Origin of the sequence: Paenibacillus sp. S-12 (assembly GCF_030363895.1) — a bacterium.
GTDB classification, from domain to species: Bacteria; Bacillota; Bacilli; order Paenibacillales; family Paenibacillaceae; genus Paenibacillus_B; species Paenibacillus_B alvei.
In genome coordinates this window covers 837,392-853,627 of the sequence record NZ_JASIUF010000005.1, presented here as the reverse complement: position 1 = coordinate 853,627, position 16,236 = coordinate 837,392, and the positions used below count along the sequence as shown (strand labels likewise).

The window sequence follows — 16,236 nt, the reverse complement described above, 5'->3', positions numbered from 1 at the left end:
GGTGCGCACCCAAATTCATATAAAAATATAGCCCAGCGATATGCCAATAATAATTGTCATCTTATTGCCCCAATATTTTGCGCAATTGATTGGTATAGCTTTTTCCGATCTCATAGCCAATCTGCGAAGCTGCAAGATTTACAACAATTCCCTTTTTGGCTTGATCTGTTCCGATGGACAAATGATATTGTTCTACAGCGTTGTCCGAATAGTGGATTGTAACCATGTATTGCGGCACATAGTTCAGTTCACCTGACATCTTGGTTGCTGTCTCGATCGCCCTTTCGAATTTTTGAATGACCTTCTCGTCATTGCTTTCGTAATTGGTGCATTTCTCGGCCATTGATGTTTGCTCACATTCGAGCTTGATTGAAATCATGTGTCTCTCTTCTTCGCAGCCGGTTGTGAGCAAAAGAAGCAACAGTATTGCAATTGCAACAATTCCTTTTTGAATAGGTATCAATTCCCTGCTTGTCATTTCATGCACCCCTCAAAATTTAGGCATTTTTTAAGTATTGTTCAGGCAGCTTGTGAATGGCTATATAGAAGAACTGATTTGTAAGGAGGAGCAAACTCATGAGTTTTTATGGGACGATCGATTCCATCAAATGGTTTACAATTTGGCAGATAGCTCTTGCTGTCATAAATCTAATTGTCCTGTTCTGGTATGCAGTACCGATTCAGAAGACCCACAGATGGTTTGACTTTTTGCCAAGTGCCAACGTTTTGCTTGCTGTTCTCTGCATCGCATATGGTGACACATCAGACTTGTCTCTATTGATTTATGCTTGGACTTTCCTTCTCTTCCTCTGCACGATAAAGAGGGTATTTAGACCTGGCAACCACAGGCCTATGCCTAAGCATCGCGTGGCAAGAGTGATCTTGTGTATAATCGGGGCTATCCCATTCGTAATCGCCCTTATGTTTGCAGGTGAACTTAGGTACAATCCCACTAGTGAATTAAGTGATATGGGCTATTCGCAAGCTTTTGTGAAGATGAATGAACGATTGTCGATTGAGTACCCATTTGGAGAATGGAAAAAAATCAATTGGGATGAACTAAGAAGCAAATACGAGCCGCTTTTTCAAAAAGCCGAACAGAAACATGATAAAGCTCTGTATTACCATACCCTTAAGGAATACATCAGCTCGATTCCCGATGGTCATGTAGCCTTAACCAACATCATGACAGAGCTCAAAGCTGAAATCGGAGGAGGATTCGGGATTACGGCGATTCGGTTGGATGATGGTACGGTACTTGTAAATAAAGTAATCAAGGATAGCCCCGCAGACAAAGCTGGTATAAAAATTGGTGCAGAAATAGTGACCTGGGATGGACGCAACGGTAAAGAAGCTTACAATAACTCCGGCATCATCGCAGCCTCATTAGCTACCGAGCAAGCTAAAACATACAATCAAGGACTGCTTATGACAAGAGCTCCGATTGGTAAGGATGTTACAGTCGAATATATCAACCTAGACGACAAGGAAGCAAAAAAAGTTACTCTGCAAGCGTACGATGACAACTTCAAGACGCTGCAACGAGCAATTGCCGGCCATGATGCCATTGAAGGAAAACTTCTTAGTAGCGGCTACGGTTATTTGAAACTCTCTTGGTTTCCAGAGGATCTTCTCTCAACCTTTAACAACATCGTGTCCGATTATCTACAGCAGTTTCTCGATAAACAGATGAAAGGCTTAATTATTGATCTTCGCGACAATAAAGGCGGGTACGATCAACTAGCTGCTGATATAGCTGGGCATTTTGTCACGAAAGAACGCTTTTACGAAATAACGAGCTTTTATAACCGAAACACCAAGAAGTTCGAAATTAACTATAATGAAAAACGAATGGTTACTCCGAATAAGCCAATATATAATGGAAAGATTGCGATCTTAATCAACAGTCAAACGATCAGCACCGGTGAAGGACTCCCTCTCGTTCTAAAGGGCTTGCCGAACGTGAAAATCATCGGATTCACTCCTACAAATGGCTCTTTTGGTGTGGTTACAAACGCAATAGCGATTAACATGCCTGAGGGGTTCACGGTTAGATTGCCAGATGGAAGATCTTTGAACCAGCATTACGAGATTCAAGGAGACAGCGATTATAGCGGAAATGGCGGCGTTGTACCCGATATTCAAATTCCCTTGAATCGAAATACATTTATAGCGAAATATGTAGATGGGATTGATCTTGAATTGGAATATGCAATGAAAGTAATGCACTAAATTATCATTTCGTCATTCTTTATTCATAAGCGGCTTTAGCATTTGATTTAATTACAATTTGAATGACAATCCTGCTTCATGCAAAACAGATCTTAACTTCGGCATCGAGGCTGGCCCCATCCCATGCAGCTTCAATATCTCTTTTTCGCTGTATGTTGCCAGTTCGTCCAGAGAAGTAATACCGATGTTCTCCAATGCACGTCTAGCCGGCGCCGAAAGCAGGGACATAAATTCTTGATCCGGTTTTCGCTCTCGCTCACAGATTGGACAAATCGGACAATCACTGCTTCTCTCGTACTGGTGACCTCGTTTACATGTTCTAATTATTTTATTCGATCTTTCCATTTTCATTATTCTTCCTTCCTCTTACTCCTTATCTCAATGCGCATCTTAAATGTAGTTGGAAATGTTCTCCTAATCAGCTACCATACATTACGTGACGTTGAGGATTCAGTTCCTCTGTAAGTATTATTTCATTGTAGCATCATTGCATTCTCCACGATTCATGGCATCCAAGCGTCGTTAGCAAATAATAAAGCGGCCCCAATCCATGACGTACCGGATGAAGACCGCTTGCCTTTTGCTATTAGATGCGATTGTCTACATGACTGGCTGTAACTCATCGTGCAAACCAAGTGATTTTGCCGTTGCTGCTTGAATTTCACGGATAAGCTCAGGATTACCCGCTAAGGACTGACCATAGGATGGAATCATCAGTTTAATCTTTGGTTCCCATTCTTTCAAATGCTGAGGGAAGCATTGCTCAATGACTTTCAGCATGACATGAACAGCAGTGGAAGCCCCCGGTGAAGCGCCAAGCAGCGCAGCAATCGAACCATCTGCGGCATTAATGACCTCTGTGCCAAATTGAAGCGTTCCTTTACCGCCATGTGAAGTGTCCTTGATCACTTGCACACGCTGTCCTGCTACGACCAAGTCCCAATCCTCGCTCTTGGCGTTCGGAACAAAATCGCGTAAATCCCTCATGCGCTTTTCTTTCGATAACATAACTTGCTGAATCAGGTATCTAGTCAGCGGAACGTTCTTAGCCCCTGCTGCCAGCATTGTCACGAGGTTGTGCGGCTTGACAGATGTGATCAAATCAAACATGGAGCCTGTTTTCAAAAACTTAGGCGAAAAGCCGGCAAACGGCCCGAAGAGCAATGTTTTTTTGTTGTCAATATATCGTGTGTCAAGATGCGGTACAGACATCGGCGGAGCGCCAACAGGTGCTTTTCCATATACCTTGGCATGATGCTGCTCGATAATTTCTGGATTGTTGCACACCATAAATAGCCCGCTTACAGGGAAGCCTCCGATTCCTTTTCCTTCAGGGATACGGGACTTTTGCAGCAAATGCAGGCTTCCACCGCCGCCGCCAATAAAGACGAAATTGGCCGTATGTCGTTCAACAGAACCACTTTGGAGATTGCGCACCTTTAGTTCCCAAGCTCCATCTCTCGTACGCTTGAGGTCTTCCACACTTTGCCTGTAATGAATCTTGACATTTCTCTTCGTTAAATGATCAAGAAGTATGCGCGTTAAGGCGCCGAAGTTGACATCCGTTCCGGAATCAATTTTAGTTGCCGCCATCGGTTCATTTACAGTTCTGCCTTCCATAATGAGCGGAATCCATTCATGCAATTTAACCGGATCATCGGAAAATTCCATTCCCTGGAACAAAGGGTTCGATGATAGCGCTTCAAATCTTTTTTTCAGAAATGCAACATTATTATCCCCTTGTACCATGCTCATATGAGGCAAAGGCATAATAAAGTCCTGCGGATTGCGAATGAGATTGTTGTTAACTAGGTAAGCCCAAAATTGCTTGGACACCTGAAATTGCTCGTTAATTTTAATTGCTTTACTTATATCTATTGATCCGTCCGGTTTTTCGACGGTATAGTTAAGCTCGCAGAGTGCAGCATGCCCAGTTCCTGCATTATTCCACTCGTTGGAGCTTTCCTCTCCTGCGTTTGCAAGCTTTTCAAACACAGTAATTTCCCAGTCCGGTGCTAATTCTTTTAGAATTGTCCCCAATGTCGCACTCATGATTCCGGCACCAATTAAGATAACGTCTGTTTTAGTTTGTCTGTTGATCATTTTTACCGTCCTTACATGCTAATGTATTTGTAGAAAAGATATAGGCGCATCTGCCTGCTTGACTCATTCATCCAGATAGTCAATCGGAATGCACAAAACCAATGCCATCACTCAACTACTTACCGAGCGTTATTGTTTTGGTTTGCCGATTCCAGTGAATAACAGCCCTGCGAGCCCCCTTAATTGCGCTAGTACTGCTTTTTTGGACATAAAAAATGCTCTACGCAATAACTTCGTGGTACCACCAATTTTTGATTAGCGATCATCCCCATTATGCTTTTCTCACCAACGACTTGAAAACAGCAATCTTAAACAGCAAAAAAATTCAACCTGAGAGCAAAGACCCCTGTTCTCAGTGGAAAGGAATATCAATTGAGACCCCTTCGTTAAACTCTAGATTCAAAAACATTGAATCTCCTTATTTGACCTCATTTGCTGTTAAATCTGGGGTGCCGTGACTCCTTGAGGATTAATATTATCATAACATAAAAAAATCCATTTGTTAGTATTGATTTTAAACATAAATGTTTGGATAGTCTTTGATTTCTTATTGGGACTACTTCTCTTATGGTTTATAACTGATCATTAGTCATTACCTCTATAATAGTTAAGTTTTATCCTTTGATTATAGTACATACGAGGAAGTGACGGAGTAGAAGCCCACGCTGCTCTCGACAGAATGCACTCTGCGGTCTCGACAATGGCGCAACTTTCCCAGGCGTAAAAAGAGAGCGTGCATCAGGTCGATGAGTACATCATCATTGGCGAGATGCTGAAGGCAACGTCATTCTATGCCCGTGCGATCTATTAGTTCGCCAATCTGGAAGACTGATGGAAGCGGATGGCTCACAGATCGTGTTTTCCCTCCTCCTCTCGGGTGTATCAATGCAATTAGATCCTCCTGGGCATATTAGGGATATTACGATGAGGGAGGAATTGGGAACGTGAGTGATTTGTTGAAAAAAAGCGGTCTCCCTGGGCTGGGGCCTCGCCGTGGTCAGCAAGGAGAAAATCGAGGCAGCCGTGGACGAGCTTGTCCAGAAGGGACAAATCGCTCCCGAGCAGTCGAAAGCGCTTGTTAACCAACTCGTGGAACGGGGGCAAGAGGAGCAAGCCTCCTTTAGCGCCTCTATTCAGGATATGGTGAAGCGCAAGCTGCAGGACTTCGATATGGCCGCCAGTTCCGACCTGATCGCACTGAAGCAACGGATGATGCTGGAGCAGCGGATTGCCGCGCTCGAAGGGGCTAGCTCGGATGAACCTGGCGATGAGGATGGACAGCCGAATATGGAGACGGACGGCCGTGCGGATTAGGCATGCGGGCCGCTACCGCGATATCGCCTGGCGTTGATGCGTCATGGCTTCGGCGATGTTGTGGAGGAAATTGGACTGAGTCGGGTATTGTCCCTGCCCCGCCGCTGGATCCCGGCATTACTTCCATCATCGAGCGGGATCTTGGAATTCTCCAGGGGCTGACCAAAGCGGCGACGCGCCGCTGGCCCTGGGTATCCGAATATCAGATCCCAGAAATGGTTCAGGAATTCGCCCAGTCAATGATTGCCGAGCTCGACTATCAGCATGAAGGGCGCAACACCGATAAGATAGCACAACTGCTGCGCAGAGATCCCGGCATCCATATTCCGCGCATCGATTGGGAACGATCCTCGGCCAAGGTGCTGACAATGGAATATATGGACGGCATGATGCTGAACCACTATATGGAGCGGTTCCCGAACGGGCCAGAGCGCAAATCGATCGCCGAGCGCCTCGTGCATGCGATGCTGCACCTGATCTTCATCGATGGCTTCTTCCACGCCGACCCTCATCCGGGCAATATTATGGTGCTCGATCAGAACCGGATCTCCTTCAGCATCGTGCTGCTTGCCTTTAGTGTTATTATGGTCGGGCTGATCGTTGGCTCCTCGCTAAGCAGGAGGCCGACGCTGCTCTGGGACATTCCCGCGATCGAGATCGGCTTCCTCATCGCGGCCTTGATGTTCATCTGTCTGCTGTTGTCGATTTTCCGATCCGGCAGGTTCTAGCAAGGAAATACGGGGAGCTGTGCTGAAGGCGCAGCTTCTCCAGCATTTATTCCTCTTTACTCTGCGCAGCTTTGAAGCGGGATGTCCTTCCTCCCCCACCATCCCTCCGGATCCGGAGAAGCATACACAATCTCTTGCTTGGAATTCACATAGACAAAGTATGGATACTCCGTTATCTGGTAGGCTTCAAATATGTTCTCGTCAGCTTGCAAAAATCGGATTCCATTGCTATGTCTATACAGATCTTTGTAGCTACCAATTCCGCTTTCTTTTAGCAAAACTGCTGCATTTAGGGCGCTTCCCCGTTCCATGCTTGCTTGTATCCATCTCTCTAATGAGGGGATGCAGTATGGGCAGTGTGAATCGATAAATATAAGCAGGATTCCATTCTTCGCTATGGCATGGCTTAAGTCAAAACGGGTATCACCGACATCCGGCAACACAAACGAGGGAGCTTGCTGGTGCAATAAGGGGTATTGTCGGCGACTTTCCCATTCTCCCCCCATGCTTTTCGTCCGCTGAAGCATAGAAGACAAGGTTTTGTAAACAACGATAGTTGCAAATATAACGCATGCTAGCAAAGCGAATTGAAAATAGATAGCCATATCAACCTCCGCCATAAAAAATCTCGTCCTTGCGTACCTACCATATTATGTATATACTCGATTTATATCTTACCTGCCTTTTACTGTTATGGCAAATACTTACGAAAGGCGATAAATGATGTATTCTTTCTTACCTATTTGGCGAGGTTCCGGGTTTGCCCTTCTTTATATTTGGAGATTGAACAAACCCTATTTTTACGTTTCTATTACGCTTCATCTCGCGCTAGGTTTATTGCCTCTGCTTAGCGTATGGACAATGCAAGAACTCGTGAACGAGGTTATTTTAATCGCTCAACCCGGGCATGGATTTGCCACAGCGTTATCGATTTTATGCTTCCAAATGGTCATCATTCTGTCTGCCTATATTCTTCAATTTTTATCTCAATTAAATGATCAAAAACTTGAAAATCTGCTCGGACTGGTGCTCAAAAAACAGATATTCCGCAAAATTATGAATCTGCCTTACTCCACCTTTGAGGATCCGTCTTTTTATGATCAGAACCAGCGAATTATCAATAGCCACTTCCAAATCGTTTCGATGGTTAAGGCCATTATGTCTTTAGGAAGCACCATCATCACGGTTGTGTCGTTAGTGGGCTACATTACCCATATTCATTGGGGATTGCTGGTTATTATCTTTCTATTTTCAATTCCGATCCTGATGATTCATATCCGTTTCGGCAATAAAAGATATGCGCTCACTCGATTTCTGACTCCCTACCACAGAAGAGAAATGTACATATCCGATCTCCTAACCCAACGAGATTCCTTGAAAGAGATTCGCCTCTTTGGACTAGGCTCGCATCTGATCGAGAAATGGTCTTCCTTCTATAAGCGGAGCGCACAAGAAAAATACAATTTATCTAAAAATCAAGGCATATGGGAGCTTGTCGGCAGCATGCTGCTCACGTTGACCTATATTGTGTCCGGGATTCTAATTATCCTGCTGATCTCGGCCAAAAAGATAGCAATTGGGGCGTTCGTGGCGTCCCTGCAATCGATTCAAAATATTCAGTCCAGTTTAACCGAAATTTCCGCTTCACTATCCAATATCTACGAAATCAGTTTGTACATCGAGGATTTCAAATCTTTTCAACAAAAAAAAGAACTGTCAAGCTCATCTTCTCAAATCAAATGCGGCGCCATCAACCAGATCAGCGTGCAAAATCTCACGTTTACTTATCCGAATCAAATAGAACCGACTCTTAAAAATATTCATCTGTCTATAAAAAAAGGACAAAAGATAGTCATCATCGGAGAAAACGGCTCCGGCAAGACCTCGCTGATCAAATGCATACTAGGTCTGTATGATACGGTAGAAAATACGATATACGTTAACCAAGTTCCTTTGCACAACTATGATATTGCATCCTATCATCAACGGATTGCTGCTTTATTTCAGGATTTCATTGAATATGAGTTCAGCGCCTGGGAAAATATCAGCTTTGGCAATCTAAACAACCCAAGTAAGCCCGAAGTGATTGCTGCCGCCAAAAAAACAAAAATTCATGAGCACATATCCAAGCTGCCTGATCATTATGAGTCATTGCTAGGACGTCATTTTGAAGGAGGCCATGAATTATCAGGCGGACAATGGCAAAAGCTGGCCTTATCCAGAGCTCTATTTAAAAATAGCGATGTGATCATTCTTGACGAGCCCACCTCATCCATGGATCCGGAATCGGAGCTCGATATTATTCATGAATTATTCCAAGGGAACAATGATAAAGCGGTGCTGATCATTACGCATCGTCTTGGTGTCGCCGTCCAGGCGGACTATATTTTGGTGATGAAGGAAGGCCGCATCGTCGAGGAAGGCACACATCAGGAGCTTATGTACCAACAGGGAGAATACCATCGTTTATATCAGGCGCAGACCAAAATTTATAATAAGGAAAGCGGGGTTGTCGTCTAAAATGGCTCTCGTTGTTATGTTCCAAAATGTGCTTGCCTTTTTGTTTCTCTCCACCTTTTTACATAAAACGCTGAACTACCGTGAACATATTCGTATCATGAATGCTTATCACCTTGTGCCAGCCCGATTTATAGTTCCGTCTTTTATAGGGTTTGCCGCGACCGAGCTTACGATAGGCCTCTCGCTTCTCTTGTCAGGCATTACGGTTTATCATGTGGTTTCCATAGGTTCACTGCTAAGTATTTATACTTTTGCAATCGGTTTCAATTTGATGCGCGGGCATCGGCATATCCATTGCGGCTGTGGCGGGATACTCGAAAATGATCAGCTAAACTGGGGATTAGTGCTTCGTAATCTTCTTCTCGGTTTTTCGGTTGTAGGGATATGGAAATCTCACTCCTGGTATACAGGAGAGATTGCTTTTATCCATAAACTTGAGCTGCTTATGCTCTCGCTCATCCTTTTTTCGTTGCTCTATCTGTTCAAGGAATTGTTCAACATCAAGAAAAAACTTGTTCACCTTATGAAGATGTTTATCTGAAAACGAACGAGGAGGAAGATTCGAATGACCGATTTTATCGTTATCGTCACTTTATTGCTTGTGCTCATCCAGTTGCTGCTTATATTCATGCTGGCGAGGTTCATTGGACAATTTCTTACGAAAATAAAAAGCGTGGGCGGGATTTCGTTTACCGAGCTCCAAATCGGTGAGCAAGTTCCGCTTTTTCGTGAATGGGGCTCCCAGGGGCGCAAAGTGATTCTAAGGGAATTGTTGAGCCATAGAAAAGTGCTGCTTCTCTTTATCAATACGACATGCCAAACCTGCAAAAGCATATTGCCTGATTTAGAAAGAGTGGTTGAAAATTGGGATATACACATCGTCGTTATCAATACAGATAAGCAATCCAATGATGAAGAGATCCAGGCGATGCTCCCCTCCGGCATCGAATACATTCGTTCTGCTGACATTATGGACACTTATGGAGTAAGCAAAGTACCCTATGCTTTTCTAGTGAATCAAAATGGAATCCTAGAATCCCATCAATCGTTAATGAGTCCGAACATGCTGTGGAACATGCTGGAGAATGAAACGGCGAGTTCCCACGGAGGGATCCCCGGCCCCTTATCGGTTATGAATGAGTAGAGTTAGCGGTAAGAAAATGGCCACAGAAAGAAGCGATTTTGCATCTTGGTAGAGGCCAAATCGCTTCCCTGATTCATCCCGTTCCTATTCTGGCGAGAATAGACTTGTTTCTAGCATCCGCATCTTACTTTTGTTTGACTTGAACACACTTCTCCCGTATCTCGATCAACATAGTACTCCCAGGAGGACACTTTTTGCATAATGCACAGGACATCGGAGCGGCAGGAGACAACTTTGCGCGTCAAGATGCAGCGTGAGGCAGCAGGCTGGAATCCTGTCAACTTGCTCAGAAAATTTTTCATTCTTATCACCACCATTACCAATATTTTGATTGCATAGATATTATATACCATTTATATTATAAAATCCATATTTGGTTTTATTTTCAAGAATATGGCGCCATGTCATCTTATTTCATCCTGTACGATCCTGAAAACTTTAATGATCAAGTTGCACTCATAGATATCTATTGTTTATGAAACGGTATTTCTACACCTTCATCAATAAAGATTCCTTCAGAAATATGGATATAACTCATCGTATTTCGAATCCAATACAGGTTAGGTTCAACTTTAAATAAATGGGTATCATGCTGGTCATGGAAAGATAAAATATAGAAGTTTATCCCCTCTTTAATGATGAAGGATGTTTGATATTCATCAGCGAGTTGATAAGTACCTGCGATATGATCAGCACTATTGAATTTCATGATACTAGGATGCTTAGGAGCATCAGGTTCTTCACTGTCATTAGGTTGGACTAAGAATTCTATTATTTGCTGCTCGTAAAAAGGACTTACCTCTTCATTCGTTAAGAGAACCGTCACCTCTCCGCTTGTCAAAGAACATAAGCAATGCGACGAATAGCCAGGCCAACCACCAGAATGACCAAAAGAACCGTCTTGAATGATAAACCCACAACCATATGAGCTATGTAACGGTGAAGGAGTAAGTGCGCGATTCACCATTTCAAGCGATACTAATTTACCTTGAAGAAATCCTTTTACAAATTGGGCAATATCTTGAGCGGTAGCATAAATCCCTCCGTCACCATAAAAATCGTGTTTCTTATTGATATCTTTAAAAATCGGATCAGCTGTTACATGGATATATTTCTTATTTATAAAATCAAATAGCTTGCCGACAGCAACTGGTTTCGATTGTGGCATCGTGGTTGTATTTTGAAGTTGAAGAGGCTTGGCAATCATTCTTTGTAAATAATCCTCATAAGAAAGTTGACTTGCTTGTTCGATAATTTTAGCTAGCAAAACATAATTTGTATTTGTATAAAGCCAACCGCAACCCGGTAGGAAATAAGGCTCCTTGTTATGTAAAATATCTTCAAAATCTTCAACTGAGGAATTACCTATATATTCTGGGATACCAGATGTATGCATCAATAAATCCTCAATCGTTACATCTTTAAAAGTACTTGTATCAAACCATTTTGTCAGGTTGTCTTTAAAATGAATCACCTTCTGCTCTATTAATTGAAGTACCATCACAGCAGTGTACATTTTGCTTAAGGAAGCAATGTTAAATAGTGTTTCCCCCGTAATCGGAACTGAATTTTCCATATCTGCAAACCCTACTGTAACATCTATAATTTCGTTATTGCTCGTTTCTACATAAACTGCACCATTAAACTGGATTTTTTCAAGCGTAGAATAAATAGAGTTAAACATAAGTAAGCCTCCTAAATATATTAGTTATCTAACATATTGGATGTGAAGAACTCAAATGAACTCTTCAGCTGCAATTTGTTTCAATTTTTTTGTAATTCTTTCTAACTCGTTACGTTCGGCAACAGTTAGTTTAGAAAATAAACGATCGGCCACAGAGCGCTCGACATATTCTTGCTTTTCAAAGTACTCCTCACCTTTAATTCCTAACGTAATAAACACTTCACGGCGATTATCAGGATTAATTGCACGATGAATAAACTGGTTTTTCTCCATCTTCGCAATAAGCTGGCTTACTGCACTAGAACTAATGTTCATTTCTATAGCAATTTCACCAACCGTTATCTTGTTGGCAGCGTATACAATATCCAGCAATACAGCTTGCTGAGTGGTGATAGAGCTAGCTAAATATGGTTTATAGTGTTTGTAAATCAAGCGGTTAATGGCATAATCAGCTTCATTAATTTGTTTTACTTGTTCATAGATGTTCAAGCAGCTCACCCTCGGAAATATGTTAGATACCTAATATATTAGAGAAGGAGCTAAGATAAGTCAAATTTCGGTGAGTTACGATTAAAGCTCCCCCTATTATTTCTTCATTAAAGAGCACCTTAAAATAGTCACAAAATTGCATCATATCTGCTTGCCAACTCATGGAATCATATCCTGCTGGCCCACCAATTTCGTTATTATTGAAATGTTTTGATTCTTTATTAAAGCTGTTCGTTTGTATTTCGGCTAGTTTTTCTGCATCGCTCATTGTCGCTCGTTCTAGTTTCAACATTTGATGCGCCTCCATTATTATGCGTTTACGAGTCTCTCCAAACAATCCTTACGTTTGTTATTTCGTATTCTCTTGTTTCAGGCTCGTTTGATTCCGAAAATAGGCTCCGATATTCGGGCAATGCATCGTGTAAATCCTTTATAAACTTATACTCTTTGCCATCAAGCTTGTTTGTAAAATAGATATCATATCTCTTTACAACACCATGTATAATAGCTATCTGATAAGTAGTAAAAGGATTTGTTATTCCACCGCTATTCGTCATTTCCGCTTCGAGCTCATGTAATGATTTAAATTGTGTTAAAAACATGTCTTCATTGTGCCCAACGTAATCAAATAGCAAATAATCCCCCGCTACCATTTCTTCTCCCGATAAAGGGACTTCTCGCTTTCTGAAGTAATATACATTCTCGTCCAGATTCAGAGGATTCCGAAGAGGAAGATTGTCTTCTCCAATAACATCTACATATTCAAGAATGTAATTCACATTTTCCAGGAGTTCTTCCGATGTATATGAATTATCCATTAAGAAGGAGGATTTTGCTATGATTTCAGCTAAGCTTGATATTTTCATTTTCATGATCTAGTTTCCTTTCAAGTTTTTCGCATATTGTATTTCTCTGAGAGGCTCAGGATGCATTTTGCAATCCTTTCAACTAATCTTCCCATTCATAATCAAATACCTCATAAAACTCTTTCGTTTCAAGATTCCTTTCAAAGGCACATTGTGGCTCCCGATCTATAAACGCAAGAATCGAATCATCCATATTCAATACCTTTCCAATCGAAATAAATTGATAATTATCAACATCATCAGGATCATGTTCTTCATATCCCGTAAAGAAACTCCATCCCGTATCCGATTCTGAGCCTTCATTAGGAAAGTCCCTTACCATAAAATTAAACTCATTTCGATCCAACACGTCGTTCGTTACAACGACCTTCTTCTCAAAATAATAATCCCAATTGACAGCGCTAGGATCGTGCTGCATCGTGTCACAAATATGTTCGATTCTAAAATGAATTTCTTGACCGAAAACTAAATCCTTGATAGATATCGGCTCATTCCGTAAGGTTCCAATCAGTTCATCACCTGATCGATGGATGATTTCAACCCACATTCTCTCCCCACAATATTTTGCATCTTCTACATCACTAAGAAAGCTGAGCTTGACCAACTCACCAACCTCAACCTTGCTTAATACGTACTCACTTGGAACATAAAACGTATATAGCGCTTCCTTATGTTTTTCAACAACACTGTCCAAACTCCATGTCATTATATATGTATCTCCTTTGCACAATTGGAGGTTTCAGAATCATTCTACCCCGTTACATGAATCCCTCAAATAAAACTTGAAATTTACCTAATAAAGAATAAAATAATAAAAGTTGAAATAAGTTATCAATCTTTTGGCATCTTAGTTGATTACATTAGAAAAGAAGGAATAATTATGATGATGTTTTTGATGTTGGCATTAAGTCTAGGTTTACTATTTTTCATTCATTATTTATCGAACCATAAGATTCAATATGAAGCAAATCTTCCAATTTCAAAGAAGAGATTTATCATAAACCTTTTGCAGTTCGTTAAATTTTCTCCTTTCATTGCTTTACTTGTTCTACTCGTACTGGTTTTAACAACTCTACATACTAAAGCAGGCATTCGACTCTCTCATGCATGGTATGCTGCACAATTTTGGGCTTATTATACGTTCCTGTATTGCATTTATATGATAACCAAGAAAAAACTTTTTCTATTTTCCATGATTATATCTTTATTCATAGCTATTTATAACACGCCATTATTTCACTTTGAAAACCAATTTACAGGATATAATGTAGTTGTGGCTAATATTTTCGGAACTTTGATGTTTATCAATTTATGGATGGCAATCTCTAAAATTTTAGTGGAAATAAAAAATAAGTAGTACCTTCTGTACCTATGACAGACGGAACGGAAATAGCCAGTGAATTGAGGAAACTGCCACCATAACGTGAATCAAATCAAAACACCTTCAAGAGAATGACCTTATATCGTAAGATACGAGAGTCTACCTTGGAGGTGTTTTTACGTTGGCAATTCCCCCCCATGTAAATCAACTCGACCCTAGATAGCTTGTCTCTTAGGTCGGGTCGTGTAAGTACTCCCATGATTCTACATCTAGTGTTCAATTATATAGATTCATAATTCCCTCAATCATACTTTGCTCAATCTTCAATGGGCCGGGGATAGCGGAATGAAATATATGTACGATATGGCATATTTATCTATTAATAGTATACTTATTAAGTGTGGTTATACCTGTCCGGTAACCGCAAAATATGAATGAAGGAGGCGCTTGAATGACCATAAGCCCGACACTCCCGTCGTTCAATCCATTTTCATCCGATTTCAAGGATCATGCTTATACGCTGTATGAGAAGCTCAGAGAACATGATCCGCTTCACCGAATTACTTTGCCGAACGGCAGAACAGCCTGGATCGTGACACGCTATAAAGATGCCGTAGCAGCGCTGAAAGCCGATTATTTGAGGAAAAATTTGTTCCAATTCGTCACGCCCGAGGAAATGGGACTTCCCCCGTTCCAAATGGATCTGCTAGTCAGACATATGCTGAATTCGGATCCGCCGGATCATACCCGGCTCCGTGGCCTCGTGCAAAAAGCATTTACCCCCCGCATGATTGAGAGGCTAAAGGAAAGTATCCAGAACATAGCGAATTCGCTGCTTGATCAAGTAGAGAATCAGAGATCCATGGAGCTGATTCAAGATTATGCCTATCCCCTTCCGATTATTGTCATATCGGAGATGCTGGGTCTGCCCAACGAAGACCGGGATAAGTTCCGCGAATGGTCCCATGCGCTCGTCTCAGCCATCAATGTGCCGGAGAAATATAAGCAAATCGAATCGGACATAGACGCTTTTACGGACTATATTACGAACCTGATTGAGCGGCGCCGCCAAGATCCGAAGGAAGATTTGTTATCCTTGCTTGTGCAAGCGGAAACCGAAGGGGACTCCTTGTCGGAAAAAGAACTGATATCGACCATTATTCTATTGATCATAGCCGGACATGAAACGACCGTAAATCTGATTGGAAATGGAATATTCACATTGTTGACTCATCCGGACGAACTGGAGAAACTTCGGAACACTCCTTCCTTGATGGATTCCACCGTCGAAGAGCTGCTGCGGTTCATGGGCCCGGTCGAATTCGCAACGAATCGCTGGATCGGAGAAGATTATGAATGGAACGGCAAGCTCATCTCGAAGGGAGACATGGTGCTCGTTGCACTTGCCTCGGCCAATCGTGATCCTGACTACTTCAAGGATCCAGATCGGCTGGTCTTGTCCCGGGAACGGAACCATCATATCGCGTTCGGACTGGGGATCCATCATTGCCTGGGAGCTCCTCTCGCCCGCCTGGAAGGACGAATTGCAATTGATACGCTCTTGCGTCGCCGAAGCCGGATGAAGCTGGCCGTATCGCCCGAGCAGCTCGAATGGCAGCCCACTTATCTTATGCGGGGATTCGTCTCTTTGCCTCTTCAATTCCAATAAGGTAGCGAACCCGTTCACGCGGCTTGTTGTAGCGAAGCCCCTTCCTGCCACATTCCGCTTCCTGCTCCACTCCTTGTGGGGCGGGAGGCTTTTACCCGTTTGATCCAGGTATCTTACATACTTCATCATAGGAACAATCGGAATACCTACCCATCCCAACAGTTTT

General features: G+C 42.3%; 18 protein-coding genes. 9 read left to right on the top strand and 9 right to left on the bottom strand.

Annotation, left to right across the window (positions count from 1 at the left end):
• Nucleotides 1–61 precede the first annotated feature (61 nt).
• The gene (locus tag NO352_RS06875) at nt 62–478 is read right to left on the bottom strand and encodes a YhfM domain-containing protein (RefSeq protein WP_005550280.1); all 417 of its coding nucleotides are present in this window, start codon (nt 476–478) and stop codon (nt 62–64) included.
• Nucleotides 479–576: 98 nt separating this feature from the next.
• On the opposite strand from NO352_RS06875, the gene NO352_RS06870 reads away from it, so the two are divergent.
• On the top strand, nt 577–2,232 hold the full coding sequence (locus NO352_RS06870; protein WP_289355156.1) for a S41 family peptidase: 1,656 nt from the start codon (nt 577–579) through the stop codon (nt 2,230–2,232).
• Between the two features lie 51 nt (nt 2,233–2,283).
• Here NO352_RS06870 and NO352_RS06865 read toward each other — a convergent pair whose 3' ends face one another.
• Both NO352_RS06865 and NO352_RS06860 read right to left on the bottom strand, forming a co-directional pair.
• Nucleotides 2,284–2,577 carry an RNA polymerase alpha subunit C-terminal domain-containing protein gene (locus tag NO352_RS06865; protein ID WP_289355184.1) on the bottom strand — a complete coding sequence of 98 codons (294 nt, stop codon included), beginning with the start codon at nt 2,575–2,577 and terminating at the stop codon, nt 2,284–2,286.
• Between the two features lie 255 nt (nt 2,578–2,832).
• Nucleotides 2,833–4,335, bottom strand: a complete 1,503-nt coding sequence (locus NO352_RS06860) for a malate:quinone oxidoreductase (protein ID WP_289355155.1) — start codon at nt 4,333–4,335, stop codon at nt 2,833–2,835.
• Between the two features lie 993 nt (nt 4,336–5,328).
• On the opposite strand from NO352_RS06860, the gene NO352_RS06855 reads away from it, so the two are divergent.
• Together NO352_RS06855 and NO352_RS06850 are read left to right on the top strand one after the other, a co-directional pair.
• Entirely contained in the window at nt 5,329–5,649 is a 321-nt protein-coding gene (locus NO352_RS06855; RefSeq protein WP_353961224.1) for a phasin family protein, read from the top strand.
• Between the two features lie 2 nt (nt 5,650–5,651).
• Nucleotides 5,652–6,377: an AarF/ABC1/UbiB kinase family protein gene (locus tag NO352_RS06850; RefSeq protein WP_483311812.1), complete on the top strand. Its 726-nt coding sequence runs from the start codon at nt 5,652–5,654 to the stop codon at nt 6,375–6,377.
• 56 nt (nt 6,378–6,433) lie between these two features.
• Here the strand turns inward: NO352_RS06850 and NO352_RS06845 are convergent, their stop codons facing one another.
• The gene (locus tag NO352_RS06845) at nt 6,434–6,982 is read right to left on the bottom strand and encodes a peroxiredoxin family protein (RefSeq protein ID WP_289355154.1); all 549 of its coding nucleotides are present in this window, start codon (nt 6,980–6,982) and stop codon (nt 6,434–6,436) included.
• A gap of 178 nt (nt 6,983–7,160) precedes the next feature.
• On the opposite strand from NO352_RS06845, the gene NO352_RS06840 reads away from it, so the two are divergent.
• The 4 genes from NO352_RS06840 to NO352_RS06825 all read left to right on the top strand — a co-directional run bounded on the left by NO352_RS06840 (nt 7,161) and on the right by NO352_RS06825 (nt 10,380).
• Entirely contained in the window at nt 7,161–8,897 is a 1,737-nt protein-coding gene (locus tag NO352_RS06840; protein WP_289355153.1) for an ABC transporter ATP-binding protein, read from the top strand.
• Nucleotides 8,887–9,438, top strand: a complete 552-nt coding sequence (locus NO352_RS06835; protein WP_268646669.1) for a MauE/DoxX family redox-associated membrane protein — start codon at nt 8,887–8,889, stop codon at nt 9,436–9,438. Before NO352_RS06840 ends, NO352_RS06835 begins: the two co-directional genes overlap by 11 nt.
• A gap of 24 nt (nt 9,439–9,462) precedes the next feature.
• Nucleotides 9,463–10,041 (top strand): TlpA family protein disulfide reductase, encoded by a 579-nt coding sequence (locus tag NO352_RS06830; RefSeq protein ID WP_289355152.1) that lies wholly within the window; start codon nt 9,463–9,465, stop codon nt 10,039–10,041.
• A 201-nt stretch (nt 10,042–10,242) separates the two neighbouring features.
• Complete coding sequence (locus NO352_RS06825; RefSeq protein WP_197267719.1) at nt 10,243–10,380, top strand: hypothetical protein; 138 nt, start codon at nt 10,243–10,245, stop codon at nt 10,378–10,380.
• Nucleotides 10,381–10,507: 127 nt separating this feature from the next.
• On the opposite strand, the gene NO352_RS06820 is transcribed toward NO352_RS06825, so the two are convergent.
• The 5 genes from NO352_RS06820 to NO352_RS06800 form a co-directional block, all read right to left on the bottom strand.
• Nucleotides 10,508–11,725 carry a serine hydrolase domain-containing protein gene (locus tag NO352_RS06820; RefSeq protein ID WP_289355151.1) on the bottom strand — a complete coding sequence of 406 codons (1,218 nt, stop codon included), beginning with the start codon at nt 11,723–11,725 and terminating at the stop codon, nt 10,508–10,510.
• Between the two features lie 51 nt (nt 11,726–11,776).
• Entirely contained in the window at nt 11,777–12,223 is a 447-nt protein-coding gene (locus NO352_RS06815; protein ID WP_289355150.1) for a MarR family winged helix-turn-helix transcriptional regulator, read from the bottom strand.
• Nucleotides 12,224–12,236: 13 nt separating this feature from the next.
• On the bottom strand, nt 12,237–12,506 hold the full coding sequence (locus tag NO352_RS06810) for a hypothetical protein (RefSeq protein WP_289355149.1): 270 nt from the start codon (nt 12,504–12,506) through the stop codon (nt 12,237–12,239).
• 25 nt (nt 12,507–12,531) lie between these two features.
• Nucleotides 12,532–13,086 carry a hypothetical protein gene (locus tag NO352_RS06805; RefSeq protein ID WP_289355148.1) on the bottom strand — a complete coding sequence of 185 codons (555 nt, stop codon included), beginning with the start codon at nt 13,084–13,086 and terminating at the stop codon, nt 12,532–12,534.
• 76 nt (nt 13,087–13,162) lie between these two features.
• Nucleotides 13,163–13,786 (bottom strand): immunity protein Imm33 domain-containing protein, encoded by a 624-nt coding sequence (locus NO352_RS06800; protein WP_289355147.1) that lies wholly within the window; start codon nt 13,784–13,786, stop codon nt 13,163–13,165.
• Nucleotides 13,787–13,963: 177 nt separating this feature from the next.
• Here NO352_RS06800 and NO352_RS06795 point away from each other — a divergent pair, with 177 nt between their 5' ends.
• Complete coding sequence (locus NO352_RS06795) at nt 13,964–14,437, top strand: hypothetical protein (RefSeq protein WP_289355182.1); 474 nt, start codon at nt 13,964–13,966, stop codon at nt 14,435–14,437.
• A 415-nt stretch (nt 14,438–14,852) separates the two neighbouring features.
• A complete protein-coding gene (locus NO352_RS06790; protein ID WP_289355146.1) occupies nt 14,853–16,070 on the top strand; it encodes a cytochrome P450 family protein in 1,218 nt (405 codons plus the stop codon).
• Nucleotides 16,071–16,236 lie beyond the last annotated feature (166 nt).

What these genes read in the sequence shown, in the direction of transcription:
- NO352_RS06860 (WP_289355155.1), bottom strand. Translation starts at nt 4,335, where the DNA reads ATGATCAACAGACAAACTAAAACAGACGTTATCTTAATTGGTGCCGGA.
- NO352_RS06845 (WP_289355154.1), bottom strand. Translation starts at nt 6,982, where the DNA reads ATGGCTATCTATTTTCAATTCGCTTTGCTAGCATGCGTTATATTTGCA.
- NO352_RS06875 (WP_005550280.1), bottom strand. Translation starts at nt 478, where the DNA reads ATGACAAGCAGGGAATTGATACCTATTCAAAAAGGAATTGTTGCAATT.
- NO352_RS06870 (WP_289355156.1), top strand. Translation starts at nt 577, where the DNA reads ATGAGTTTTTATGGGACGATCGATTCCATCAAATGGTTTACAATTTGG.
- NO352_RS06825 (WP_197267719.1), top strand. Translation starts at nt 10,243, where the DNA reads ATGCACAGGACATCGGAGCGGCAGGAGACAACTTTGCGCGTCAAGATG.
- NO352_RS06830 (WP_289355152.1), top strand. Translation starts at nt 9,463, where the DNA reads ATGACCGATTTTATCGTTATCGTCACTTTATTGCTTGTGCTCATCCAG.
- NO352_RS06800 (WP_289355147.1), bottom strand. Translation starts at nt 13,786, where the DNA reads ATGACATGGAGTTTGGACAGTGTTGTTGAAAAACATAAGGAAGCGCTA.
- NO352_RS06850 (WP_483311812.1), top strand. Translation starts at nt 5,652, where the DNA reads ATGCGGGCCGCTACCGCGATATCGCCTGGCGTTGATGCGTCATGGCTT.
- NO352_RS06820 (WP_289355151.1), bottom strand. Translation starts at nt 11,725, where the DNA reads ATGTTTAACTCTATTTATTCTACGCTTGAAAAAATCCAGTTTAATGGT.
- NO352_RS06865 (WP_289355184.1), bottom strand. Translation starts at nt 2,577, where the DNA reads ATGGAAAGATCGAATAAAATAATTAGAACATGTAAACGAGGTCACCAG.
- NO352_RS06790 (WP_289355146.1), top strand. Translation starts at nt 14,853, where the DNA reads ATGACCATAAGCCCGACACTCCCGTCGTTCAATCCATTTTCATCCGAT.
- NO352_RS06810 (WP_289355149.1), bottom strand. Translation starts at nt 12,506, where the DNA reads ATGTTGAAACTAGAACGAGCGACAATGAGCGATGCAGAAAAACTAGCC.
- NO352_RS06805 (WP_289355148.1), bottom strand. Translation starts at nt 13,086, where the DNA reads ATGAAAATGAAAATATCAAGCTTAGCTGAAATCATAGCAAAATCCTCC.
- NO352_RS06795 (WP_289355182.1), top strand. Translation starts at nt 13,964, where the DNA reads ATGATGTTTTTGATGTTGGCATTAAGTCTAGGTTTACTATTTTTCATT.